Source organism: Streptomyces sp. NPDC003284 (genome assembly GCF_053589675.1).
Genome location: NZ_JBSFSI010000026.1, coordinates 66,153 through 77,960, shown reverse-complemented (window position 1 = coordinate 77,960; position 11,808 = coordinate 66,153). Strand labels below are relative to the sequence as shown.

The window sequence follows — 11,808 nt, the reverse complement described above, 5'->3', positions numbered from 1 at the left end:
GATCCCGCGCCCGGCAGGTGTGCCGGCCCGTGTGCGTACCCGATTCCAGGAGTTCCCTTGCCGGAGACAGCCGAGCAGTCCCGTCCCACGTTCCTTCTCGTCCCCGGCGGCCACCACGGTCCCTGGGTCTACGACCGGCTCCGCGCGGTCCTCGACGCCCACGGATGGCAGAGCCGCACGGTGACCCTGCGCAGCGCGGTGCGGGAGAGCGAGGCGGCCGAGCCGCTGCCGGGCATGTACGACGACGCCGAGGTGATCCGCGCCGCCCTCGCCGAGATCCCCGGACCGGTGGTCGCGGTGGCCCACTCCTACGGCGGCGTCCCGCTCACCGAGGCCCTGGCCGACGCGTCCGGCGTGGTGCACGCCGTGTACGTGGCGGCCTATCTGCTGGAGGCGGGCGAGGGCATGTTCCAGACCCACGGTGTGCCGGTGCCCGACTCCCTGGCGGGCCTGCGGCCCCCGGAGAACCCGGACCTCAACCTGCCCGCCGCCTTCTACGACGGCGACCCGGACAGCCCGGAGACCAAGGAGGCGGTGGCCCGCCTGGTGCCGCAGACCGTGCGCGCCGACTACGAGACGGTCACCCGGGCCGGCTGGCACACCGTCCCCACCACCTACGTCGTCCCCGACGACGACGTGTCCCTCACCGGGACGGTCGCGGAGCGGATGGCGGCCCGCGCCGACTTCGTCCGCCGGGTCCCCGGGCACCACGCGCCCTTCTACTCGCACCCCGAGGAGTTCGCCCGGGAACTCATGGAGATCGGCGAGCAGGCCACGGCCCGCTGAGCCGCACGGGAGGAGAGGCACGCGGGAAGAGAGACACGGCCATGGCATCCATCACCCGGCCGAGCAGGACCGGGGCCGCCGGCCGGTCCACGGCCGTCGAGCAGCTCACCCGGGCCCTGGAGCGGCTCCTGCGGTCCGGACGGGTCTTCACCGAGATCAGCGTCCGGGAGATCATCGAGGAGGCGGGCGTCGCACGCGCCACCTTCTACAACTACTTCGGCGACAAGGCGGATCTGCTGGTCGCCCTGACCGACGGGCTGCGCGAGCGGCTGCTGGGGCTGGCCCGGGACTGGGACCCGGCCGCGGGCGAGGACGGCGCGGAGCGGTTCACACGTTTCTTCCGCCAGGTCATCGCCATCCACCGGGACCACGGCGCCGTTCTCGCCGCGCTGCGGGAACTGGCGGCGTACGACGCGACCGTCGGCGACTTCTACACCGCGGACCTGGAGGAGTTCGAACAGGCCGTGCACACCACGCTCGTCGAGCAGCAGCGGGGACGGGCGACCACGCCCGGCCTCGATCCCGGGGCGGCGAGCCGGGTCATCGTGTGGGGCGGCGCGCAGGCGATCGCCCATCACATCCGCGTGGACGACGGCAGCGGTGACGCCGCGTTCGCGCACGAACTGGGACAGATCTGGTGGTACGGCGCCTACCGGCGCCCGCCACTGCCGACACAGAAGGACGACATACCCCATGAGTGAACAGCCCGAGGGCCTGCCCACCCGCCCGCTGGAGGGCAAGGTGGCGGTCGTGACCGGCGGCGGCCGGGGCATCGGCGCCGCCGTCGCGGTCCTGCTGGCCCGTGCCGGCGCCCGGCTCGCCCTGGTCGGCCGCACCGAGGAGACCCTGGCCCGCACCGCCCGTGAACTCCCCGCGGAGAGTGCGGTCGTGGTGGCGGACCTGAGTCTGCCCGAGGCACCGGCCCAGGTACTGGAGGCGGTCCTTGCCCGCTTCGGCCGGGTGGACGTCCTCGTCAACAACGCCGCGGCGGAGAACTTCACCGCCAGTCATGAACTCACCCCCGCCGAGGCGGACCAGCTCTGGGGGCTCAACGCGCGCACCCCGCTGCTGCTGGGCGGCCTCGCCGCCGCGCACATGGCCGCCCGCGGCGGCGGCAGCATCGTCAACATCTCCTCCGACGTCGGCAGCGTGCGCAGCATCCCGAACCAGAGCCTGTACGCGGCGACCAAGGGCGCCGTCGACGGGGCCACCCGCTCCCTGGCCGCCGAGTGGGGCGAGCGGGGCGTCCGCGTCAACGCCGTACGCCCCGCGGTGACGGACACCGACATGTCCGCCGCCGTCTTCGCCGACCCCGATCTGGAGCGGGCGCTGACCGCGCAGTACGCGCTGGGCCGGATGGGACGGCCGGAGGACATCGCCGAGGCGGTGCTCTTCTTCGCCTCACCGGCCAGCTCCTTCGTCACCGGGCAGATCCTCAGCGTCGACGGAGGGTGGATCGCCGTGCAGCGGTGACGGACCGGTACGTCGGCGGGTGAGATATGTGTGCAGCGGCAGAGAAGAAACATGTCTTTGTCGAATCTTTGCCACTCAAACACACATATCTATTTGCCTGTGGCAACCAAGCAAATATAGTTGCTTCAAGCAATGACATGGGAGGCGGATGTGGCCGAACGGGCTCAGTACGAGGAACTGGTACGCCAGTTCAGTGCCTTCGGCCTGGTCAAGCGCGAGTTGGGCCGCATCCTGCCGGACGGCTGCTCTCACGCGTCCGCCGCCGTACTGGCCCTGCTGAGCCGGTACGGCGACATACGTATGGGCAAGCTCGCCGAGCTGCTGGCGGTGGACATGTCCGTCATCAGCCGCCAGGTCGCGCACATGGCCGCACAGGGCTGGATCGACCGGTCCCCGGACCCGGCGGACCGCCGCTCACGCATCCTGCGCCTGACCCCCGAGGGCCGCGACCAGCTCGACGAGCTGTCCGAACGGACCACCCGGCTGCTGGCCGACCGGCTGAGCGACTGGACCGACGACGAGGTCGGCCGGCTCATCGGGCTCATGGCGCGGCTCCGGTCCAGCTTCGACAGCACCGGATGCGAACCGGCCGGGCTCACCGCCGTGACGGCGCACCGTACGCCCTCGCCCAGCCACCCGTACGCCTCAGACCGACGCACAGACGAAGGAAGACCATGACCACGACCACACCGGACGGTGTACGGGCGCATCCAGGCCCCGGCGAGGACCCCGCCGCCGGGGGAATGACCCACCGGCAGATCATGGAGGCCCTGTCCGGGCTGCTGCTCGGACTGTTCGCCGCCATCCTCTCCTCGACCGTCGTCACCAACGCCCTGCCGCGGATCATCAGCGACCTCGGCGGCGGACAGAGCGCCTACACCTGGGTGGTCACCGCCTCGCTCCTCGCGGTCACGGCGTCGACCCCGCTGTGGGGCAAGCTCGCGGACCTGTTCAGCAAGAAGATCCTCGTCCAGGCCGCGCTCGTCATCTACGTCGCCGGTTCCCTGGTGGCCGGTCTGGCGCAGGACCCCGCCACCCTGATCACCGCCCGCGTCATCCAGGGCCTGGGCGGCGGCGGCCTCTCCGCGCTCTCGCAGGTCGTGCTGGCCGCGATGATCTCCCCGCGCGAACGCGGCCGGTACTCCGGCTATCTGGGCGCCACCTTCGCCGTCGCCACCGTCGGCGGCCCGCTGCTCGGCGGTGTCATCACCGACACCAGCTGGCTCGGCTGGCGCTGGTGCCTCTTCATCGGCATCCCGTTCGCCCTCGTGGCCCTGTTCGTGCTCCAGCGCACGCTGAACCTGCCGCTGGTCAAGCGCCGGGTCAAGGTCGACTGGGCCGGGGCGTTCTTCGTCACCGCCGCCGTCTGTCTGCTGCTGATCTGGGTCACCTTCGCCGACGACAAGTACGCCTGGCTGTCCTGGCAGACGTACACACTGGTCGGCGCCTCCGCGCTGCTGACGCTCGTCTTCCTGTTCGTCGAGACCAGGGCCGCCGAACCCATCATCCCGCTGCGCCTGTTCCGCAACCGCACCATCACCCTCGCCTCGCTCGCCTCGCTGCTGGTCGGCATCGCGCTCTTCGCGGGCACCGTCTTCTTCAGCCAGTACTTCCAGCTGGCCCGCGGCGACTCCCCGACCCGCTCGGGCGTCATGACGATCCCGTTCATCGGCGGCCTGTTCATCTCCTCCACGGTCTCCGGACGCGTCATCACCACCACCGGCAAGTGGAAGGGCTGGCTGCTGTCCGGCGGTGTGCTGCTCACCGCGGGCGTCGCCCTGCTGGGCATGCTCCGCCACGACACCCCGTACTGGGAGATCGCCCTCTGCATGGCCCTGATGGGCCTCGGCGTCGGCATGACCCTCCAGAACCTGGTGCTGTGCACCCAGAACCAGGTGGACCCCGGCGACCTGGGCGCCGCGTCCTCCGTGGTGACCTTCTTCCGCTCCCTCGGCGGTGCGGTGGGTGTCTCCGTGCTCGGCTCGGTGATGACGACCCGGATCGGCCACTACGCCCGCGAGACCATCGGCGCCCTCGGCCCGCAGGACCGGGCGGCCGCCGCCCAGGCGTCCGGCGGCGGCAGTCTGCCGGACCTGCACATGCTGCCGGTCCCGGTCCGCACCTGGCTGGAGAGCGCCTACGGCCACGGCATCGGCGACATCTTCCTCTACATCGCGCCGGTCGCCCTGCTCGCGTTCCTGGTGACCCTGTTCATCAAGGAGGTCCCGCTGCGCGCCTCCAGCGGCCTCGCCCAGGCGGCCCAGGCCGAAGGAACCGGGGAGAGCGGGCAGTAGTCCCGCTGGAGCCACCGCGCGGGAGCGCGGAACGGCACCGGGGGCCGGGCAACCGCCCGGCCCCCGGCCGCGTACCGCGTCAGGCGCTGGACCACTTCTGGTTGGGGGTGCCTGCGCAGGTCCACAGCTGGAGCCTGCTGCCGTTGGCGGTCCGGTTGTCCCGGATGTCCACGCACTTGTCGGCCAGGCCGCTGACCAGGTCGTGGTGCGAGTTGAGCGCGAACCGCTGGGCCGGGTTGCCGTTGCAGTTCGCGAGCTGGACCGTCGTGCCGTCCGACGTCCGGGCCCCGGCGGCGTCCATGCACAGGCCCATCGACCGTACGGTTCCGTCCGGGGCGAACGTCCACTGCTGCGCGGCCGCGCCCGAGCAGTCCCGGATGTCCAGCGGGGCACCGTCCTTGCCCTGGCCGCCCGCGACGCTGATGCAGCGGCCGCTCGCCGAGTGACTGCGGAGGCGCACGGCCCCCGCCCCGGCGTCCGGGCCGGGGCCGGATCCCCCGGCCCCGGGGCCGGCCCCGGGGTCACCGGAGGCGGCGGGAGCGGTCGCCGCGCCGGAGGCGTCCGGTGCGGAACCGCCGTCCTTCGCCGTCGCGCTGCCGCTCGACGTGGGGCGGGGCTTCCCGTCCGAGGGGGAGGCGGACGCCGTGCCCTTCGACGGTCCGCCGAAGGACGCGGACGGGGAGGAGCTCCCGGGCAGATCCGGCAGCAGATCCTCGACGTCCGGGCGGTGTGCGCCGTAGGCCCCGCCCGTCGAGCCGCGCTCGGGGGAGTCGCCGCCGCCCCTGGCCAGCGTGACGGCGGTGCCCGCGATCAGGGCCACAGCGACTGCCGCGGCGGCGATCAGGAGGCCCCGGCGCTTGCCGCGCGGCGGCGTACGCGGGCCGAAGCCGCCCGGTGCCGGACCGGACGGTCCGGCTGGGTCCGCCCCGCCGCGGCGCCCGCCCGGCGCTTCGCCCCCGTCGTGTCCGGCGGGTTCGGGGGCCCCGAGGCGGTCGAAGGCCGCGGTGCCCCGGGCGGCGGAGCCGCGCACCCGGCCCAGGGACGAGAACTGCGTCAGCCGGGGCAGGGTGCCCCGCTCACGGGCCGGGCCTGCGCCCGCCCGCCCGGAGTCGTCGGCGCTATTGCTGCTGTCGGCACTGTTGTCGCTGTTGTCGCCGTTGTCGCTGTTGTTGCGATGGTCGCCGCTTTCGTTGCCACCGCCCGCGGGTCCGCTCCCGAACCTGTCGTCCGGCGCGCCCCTGCGGCGTTTCGGCAGGCCGCCGCCCGTGACCGGGCCGTCGGCGCCCGTCCGCCGGTCCGTGCGGGACCTGATGGGCAGGACCTCCGTCCGGCTCGACAGGGCATCCGGTGCCGGTTCGCCGGGTGGCGCGGCCACGGGAACCTCCCGGGGGACCTCGCGGTCCGGCGGCGGGTGCGGGGACTTCATGGAGTTCCTTTCGGAGGGCGCTGCGGCATGCGCCGGTCCGGCACCGCGCGGGTCGCCGGACCGGGAGCGGGGGTACGCGCCCCCGTGGCCCGATGGGGCCGCGGGCGGCCGGACACAGACCCCGCACACTGGTAACGGAGGCGGCCCCCCGCAAAGTTCAGCCGGTTCTCACCTTTCGGCGGCCGGTGGCTCCGTGGGCGGAATGCCCAGCAGCCGGGCGAGTTCCCCGATCAGCGCGACGGCCCGCGCCGTCTGTCCGGGGTCGGACAGGGCGGCGGAGAGGACCTGTTCAGCGGGCATGGCGGCCCGCTGGTGCACGACGCGGCGCACCTGGTCGGCCAGGGTGAGCAGGGTGCGGCGCCCGTCGGCGGGGTCCGGCGCGGCCAGCAGGATCCCGCGGTCGCGCAGCCGCTGGACGGAGGTGGAGACATGGCTCTGCGCGAAGCCCGTACGGGCGCGGATGTCCTGGACCGAGGCGCCCGGGTGCTTGAACACGTCCCCGATCACCGCCAGTTCGCCCGGGGTGAGGGTGCCGCCGGAGGGATCGGCCACCACGTCCCGCCCGAGGTCGGTGAGGCGTTTGCCGAGTCTCAGGAGTTGGACGCCATCCATGCCGACACCATATAGCGAATCCCCATCGCCGGTGATGCATCACGATCGATACATCGCCAGTGATGCATCTTCGCCGATACATCTTTACAGATGCATCTGCGCCGATCTACTTTGGCGCCATGACCACTCCAGAACCGCTCAGCCCGGTCTCCCGCACGGCCCTGTCCGTCGCCCTGGTCCGCGCCTACGAGAGCAGCCGCCCCGACCCGCTCTTCCAGGACCCGTACGCCATGGCCTTCGTGCGGGCGTCCGGCATGCCGCTGCCGACGTCCGGCCCGGCCGGGGACTTCGCCCGAAGGCTGGTCCTCCAGGGCGTGATCCGGACCCGCTTCTACGACGACCGGCTCGTCGAGGCCACGGGCGGCCGGGCCGGGCGCACCCAGGTCGTCGTGCTCGGCGCGGGCCTGGACACCCGCGCCCACCGGCTCCCGTGGCCGCCGGGCACCCGCCTCTTCGAGGTCGACCTCGCACCCGTGCTGGCGTTCAAACAGCGGGTGCTGGACGAGCAGGGCGCCGTCCCCCGCTGCGAACGCGCCACCGTCGCGGCGGACCTGGTGCGCGACGACTGGGCCGGGGGACTGGTCCGGGCCGGTCTCGACCCGGAACGGCCCACCGCCTGGCTGGCCGAGGGACTGCTCGTCTACCTCACCGCGCGGGAGGCCGCACACCTGCTGTCGGCCGTGGGCAGCCTCTCCGCCCCCGGCAGCCTGCTCCTGCTGGAACAGGGCCGGGATGTCACCACCACACCCCGGGAGGACACACTGACCCCCATGACCGACCTGTGGAAGGGCGGCCTCGGCCCCGGGACCGATCGCTGGCTCGCCCGCGACGGCTGGTCGGTCGGTATCAGCGACCTGGCCGCCGTGTCCGCCGGATACGGCAGGCCGTCCGGCCCGGCGGCCGCCTCCGCCTCCGGCTTCCTCACCGCGGAACGTACCGGCTGACTCCCCGCCACCCGCCCGTACGGCCCCTCCCGCGCACACCTGAGGCCCACCCGGGTGGCGAGACATGTGCCGTGTAGTGTGTCTGCGCCGGGCAGGCGGACACACTCCCACAGCGGACGAACAGCCGCTCCGGCACACTTCCGGAGCTGCCCGAGGAGGGGAACGATGACGCGCCCGAGCCGTGCGGCGTACCAGGTGCTCGACGAGAAGCAGGGATTCGACGGCGGGGCGGCCGAGGCCGTCGAGGCGATCCGCTCCCAGCGCGGACGCTTCCTCGCCCAGGTGTCGGACCTCCCCGCCGACACCTGGCACGCGGACACCCGGTGCGCGGGATGGAACGTGCACGACGTGGTGCGCCATGTGCGCGACGTCGCCGCCATGGGTGTCCACCAGCTCGGCGGCCCGCGACCGGACTTCCTGGTCTCCGAACGGTTCCGCTTCCATCCGGCGCGGACACCGGCGCAGTGGCTGGAGTTCTCCTCGGCGGAGTCCCCCGAGGACACCGTCCGCGCCCTCGCCCGCGTCGTGGAGCTGGAGGACACGCTGCTGCGCCAGAAGGCGGAGGCCGGCTCGCAGGAGACGGTCCCGGGGCCGCTGCGCCGACGCCTGCACTGGTCCGTGGCGGCGGTGCACATCCTGTGGGACGCCTGGATGCACGAGCGGGACATCCTGCTGCCGCGCGGCGTCTCACCCGCATGCCCCGAGAGCGAGCTGCGCGTGGTCGCCCGCTACGGGCTGATGGCCGCCGCGGCGCCCTCGGCCTGGTCGGGCGAGCACGTGGTCACGTCACTGGAGCTGAAGGGCGGCCCGGACGCCCGCTACAGCGTGGCGCAGCAGGACGGGGCGATCCGGGTGACCGGCTGGTCCACGTCCGGGCCGAGCGATCTGTCCGGTGTCTGCGAAGAGGTGCTGGACAGCCTCGCCGGGCGCGGTCCCGAGGTCGCCGCCGTGCTCACCGGCTCCGACCCCGCCGCCGTGGAGAAGCTCGCGCGCCTGCGCGCCGTGGCCACCTGACACCCGGCGAGCGGTGCCCCGGGGGCCGGGGCCGGGGCCGGGGTGCGGGGTGCGGGGTGGGGACGACGGTCGGAAGGAACTCCCGGGGGCCGCGGTGGTGGTGCCGCCCGCCTGTTCCGGCAGGCCCGTTCAGACCCGTTCCGTCCCCTGGACGGCATGCGTCCGCCCGCGGCGCCGCGGCGCGCCCCGGGATCGGGACGGTCGCGGCGCCGCGGGCGGACGGGAGGCCATACCGCCGTGCGGCCGTCGCGGGGTTCAGCCGCTGCGGCCGCGGGCGTCAGATGATGGTGTCGTAGGTGTTCCAGCCGCCGCCGACGCTGGACTTGGTGGCGAACGGCGCGGCGGCGTCACCGGTGCCCTTGTAGAACCAGAGCCCGCCCGAGGCGTCCCGGGCGATGAGGTCGGGCTTGCCGTCCTTGTCCAGGTCGCTCGGTCCGACCAGCACGTTGTACGTGTTCCAGCCGGGTCCCACACGCGACTTGGTGGCGTAGGGCGCGGTGGCGTCGCCGGTGCCCTGGTAGAGCCACAGCACACCCGAGGTGTCCCGGGCGATCAGGTCCGCCTTGCCGTCGCCGGTCACATCACCCGTGGACGTCAGGTTGTCGTACGTGTTCCAGCTGGGCCCGACACGGGTCCGGGCGGCGAACGGCGCGGTGGCGTCGCCGGTGCCCCGGTAGAGCCACAGCACACCGGAGCCGTCCCGGCCGATGAGGTCCGGGACACCGTCACCGGTGACGTCCCGCGCACCGGTCAGGGCGTTGTACGTGTTCCAGCCCGAACCGACCTTGGTCCGCCCGGCGAAGGGCGCCGACGGCTTGCCGGTGCCCTTGTAGTACCAGAGCACCCCGCTCTTGTCGCGGGCGACCATGTCGCCGGTGCCGTCGGCGCGCAGCGCGGTCAGCGGCGTCACCAGGTCGTACGTGTCCCAGCCGCCGCCGACGCGGTAGCGGAGCAGGAAAGGACCGGAGGCGCTGCCGCTGCCCTGGTACTGCCACAGCACACCCGAGGCGTCCCGGCCCAGCACGTTGTACCGGTCGGTGGCCGCGTCGGGAGCGGTGCCCTTGACGACCTGGACGTCCTCGGCACGCACCCAGGCGATCCGGTGGTTGTAGCGGATCGGGTAGAAGGTGTTGCTGCCCACGACCGTCACGCGCGACCCGGTTCCGGAGCCGTCGATCAGACCGCTGTTGTAGTAGGAGCCCTTGATGGCGGCACCCGCCAGCGCGTACTTCTGCCCGGCCGGGACGCTGTACTTGGTCAGCGACGCGCCGTTCTGGTTCTGCACCGGCACGCCGGTGCCGCTGTACGCGGCGTCCTCGGGGTACGTCCGCCCGTACACGGGGATCGAAGCGGCCCCCGCCTTGGGCGTGACGGTGTCCGGTGTGCCCACGGCGGTCGCGAACTGGCCGCCCTGGTTGTAGAACCACGCCTTCTGGCCGCCGTACCAGATGGCCGTCCAGTCCCGCTGCGCCTCCGCGACCACGTACTCGCCCCCGGCCACCACCTTGTTGGCCCAGTTCGGGGCCTCGGTGGCGGTCTGGCTGCCCAGGTACGGGTCCGACAGCGGCGCCGAGCCGGTGGACGGCGAGGTGTACAGGTAGGCGAAGTTCGCGGGCTGCTTGTCGACCGCGGCACCGCCGTTGGTGACGGTCGGCTGGTTGGCCGTGGTGAACGGCGGCACCACCCGGATCACCTGTCCGGGCTGGTACAGGCCGCCGGAGCCGCTCGCCCCGGTCGGGGCGCCCAGCAGCTGCATGTAGTGGTTCCAGTCCCAGAACGGGCCCGGGTCCCAGTGCTGCGACTTCACGTTGGCGTCCAGGACGCCCGGGATCTCGTCGTGGCCGAGGATGTGCTCACGGTCCAGCGGGATGCCGTACTCGGCGGCCAGGTACTTGACCAGGGTCGCCGAGGACTCGTACTCGGGCTCGGTGTACCAGCTGCCCTTCTTGACCGCGTAGCCCTCGTGCTCCACGCCGATCGAGTGCATGTTGACACTCTTGTTCCCGGCGTGCCAGGACTCGTTCTTGTTCTCGACGACCTGCGTGACCTGGCCGTCCGAGGCCCGGATCAGGTAGTTCGTGCTGGCGTAGGACGCCGGGTTCTGGAAGACGTTCAGCGCCGAGTCGTAGGTGCCCTCGGTGTCGTGGATGACGATGGAGTTGATGTCACCGCCGGCCGTGGGCCGGTTGGCGATGTTGTAGTTGCCCCAGTCGTCCGGACCGCTGTTCTGCTGGTAGGCGGCGGGCTTGAAGTCGCACTTCAGGGCCGACGGACAGTCGGCGGTGGCGTTGGCGCCGACCGTGGCGACGGCCGGCCCGGCGAGCTTGAGGGCCGACTGCCGCGCGGGCCGCACGGCCGGATCGGCGGGCAGCGTCAGGGACTGGCCGTCCGCGGTGACCCGCCGCTCGCCGGTGCGGACCGAGTCGTAGACGCGGTCGGCGAAGAGCCGCGCCCCCTGGGTCTGCGTGGCCTGACTGGCGCGGGCCACGGCCGCGTACCAGGCGCCCGGGTCCTTCGGCAGCGAACCGGCGGCGTCCTTTTGGTACTTGGCGAGCAGGGCGGCTCCCGCCCGGATGCTCTGCCGGGTGTCGGCGCGCACCTTGTCCGGGGCGACGCCGATGAGGGAGGCGGCCTCGTCGAGCGTGTGCAGCCGCGGGTCGCTCGTGTCGACGGACGCCTTGCCCAGACCCTTGAGGGCCTTGGCGGCGTCGAAGTGCTTCGCCACGGCCGGATCGCCGCTGCGGTTCATCCGGTCGAGCTGCTGGGCGCGCGCGTCCGGGCCGCCCGCGAGGCTGCCCGGATCCACGTCCGTGAGCCCCATGACGTTGTACGCACCGGTGGTGCTGGGCAGCCCGTCGTGGTCCTCCCACAGCGTCTGCCGGTACGAGACCGCCATCAGCACACTCAGCGGGACGCCGAACTCCTCGGCCGCCTTCTCGAACTCGGTCTGCAACCGGGCACCGGGACGGGCGGCCGCGAGGCCCTCCGTTCCCCCCGGTCCGGGCGCCGCCATGACCGGCGTGCCGGCCGCGGCGACGACGGCGACGGCCGAGGCCACGGTGCAGGCGAGCAGTCTCTTCTTGTTGCGGCCTCTGCGATGGTCCGCGCTCACATTCCACCCCTGATCAGTGCTGGATACGCAACATGACATCGTTGCATTGCACACTTCGGGGTGGACGCTACCAACGAAGATCATGTTCCCGGCACCGGGGCGGGGTTCACCCGGCGGGCCGGGGCACAATCGCCCGGTACGACCGGG

The 11,808-nt window shown here is 72.8% G+C and carries 10 protein-coding genes; 7 read left to right on the top strand and 3 right to left on the bottom strand.

Translation table 11 applies throughout. The annotated features are described in order from the left end of the window. Positions 1-57 precede the first annotated feature (57 nt). The 5 genes from ACWDYF_RS33900 (at position 58) to ACWDYF_RS33880 (ending at position 4,553) form a co-directional block, all read left to right on the top strand. Positions 58-786, top strand: coding sequence for an alpha/beta hydrolase (locus tag ACWDYF_RS33900; RefSeq protein ID WP_381741943.1), 729 nt, complete (start codon positions 58-60; stop codon positions 784-786). 41 nt (positions 787-827) lie between these two features. Beyond that, a complete protein-coding gene (locus ACWDYF_RS33895) occupies positions 828-1,487 on the top strand; it encodes a TetR/AcrR family transcriptional regulator (protein WP_381741945.1) in 660 nt (219 codons plus the stop codon). Continuing rightward, entirely contained in the window at positions 1,480-2,259 is a 780-nt protein-coding gene (locus ACWDYF_RS33890) for an SDR family NAD(P)-dependent oxidoreductase (protein ID WP_381741946.1), read from the top strand. Before ACWDYF_RS33895 ends, ACWDYF_RS33890 begins: the two co-directional genes overlap by 8 nt. Before the next feature lie 150 nt (positions 2,260-2,409). Continuing rightward, positions 2,410-2,937, top strand: a complete 528-nt coding sequence (locus ACWDYF_RS33885) for a MarR family winged helix-turn-helix transcriptional regulator (protein ID WP_381741948.1) — start codon at positions 2,410-2,412, stop codon at positions 2,935-2,937. A gap of 65 nt (positions 2,938-3,002) precedes the next feature. After that, complete coding sequence (locus ACWDYF_RS33880) at positions 3,003-4,553, top strand: MDR family MFS transporter (protein ID WP_381742355.1); 1,551 nt, start codon at positions 3,003-3,005, stop codon at positions 4,551-4,553. Between the two features lie 79 nt (positions 4,554-4,632). Here ACWDYF_RS33880 and ACWDYF_RS33875 read toward each other — a convergent pair whose 3' ends face one another. Both ACWDYF_RS33875 and ACWDYF_RS33870 read right to left on the bottom strand, forming a co-directional pair. Next, on the bottom strand, positions 4,633-5,979 hold the full coding sequence (locus ACWDYF_RS33875; RefSeq protein WP_389473407.1) for a ricin-type beta-trefoil lectin domain protein: 1,347 nt from the start codon (positions 5,977-5,979) through the stop codon (positions 4,633-4,635). A 168-nt stretch (positions 5,980-6,147) separates the two neighbouring features. Beyond that, positions 6,148-6,591, bottom strand: coding sequence for a MarR family winged helix-turn-helix transcriptional regulator (locus ACWDYF_RS33870; RefSeq protein WP_381741952.1), 444 nt, complete (start codon positions 6,589-6,591; stop codon positions 6,148-6,150). Positions 6,592-6,710: 119 nt separating this feature from the next. Between ACWDYF_RS33870 and ACWDYF_RS33865 the strand changes: the two genes are divergently transcribed. After that, complete coding sequence (locus ACWDYF_RS33865; RefSeq protein ID WP_389473409.1) at positions 6,711-7,535, top strand: SAM-dependent methyltransferase; 825 nt, start codon at positions 6,711-6,713, stop codon at positions 7,533-7,535. A 165-nt stretch (positions 7,536-7,700) separates the two neighbouring features. After that, the gene (locus ACWDYF_RS33860; RefSeq protein WP_389473411.1) at positions 7,701-8,549 is read left to right on the top strand and encodes a maleylpyruvate isomerase family mycothiol-dependent enzyme; all 849 of its coding nucleotides are present in this window, start codon (positions 7,701-7,703) and stop codon (positions 8,547-8,549) included. Positions 8,550-8,826: 277 nt separating this feature from the next. Here the strand turns inward: ACWDYF_RS33860 and ACWDYF_RS33855 are convergent, their stop codons facing one another. Beyond that, on the bottom strand, positions 8,827-11,661 hold the full coding sequence (locus ACWDYF_RS33855; protein WP_389473413.1) for an N-acetylmuramoyl-L-alanine amidase: 2,835 nt from the start codon (positions 11,659-11,661) through the stop codon (positions 8,827-8,829). Positions 11,662-11,808: the final 147 nt, after the last annotated feature.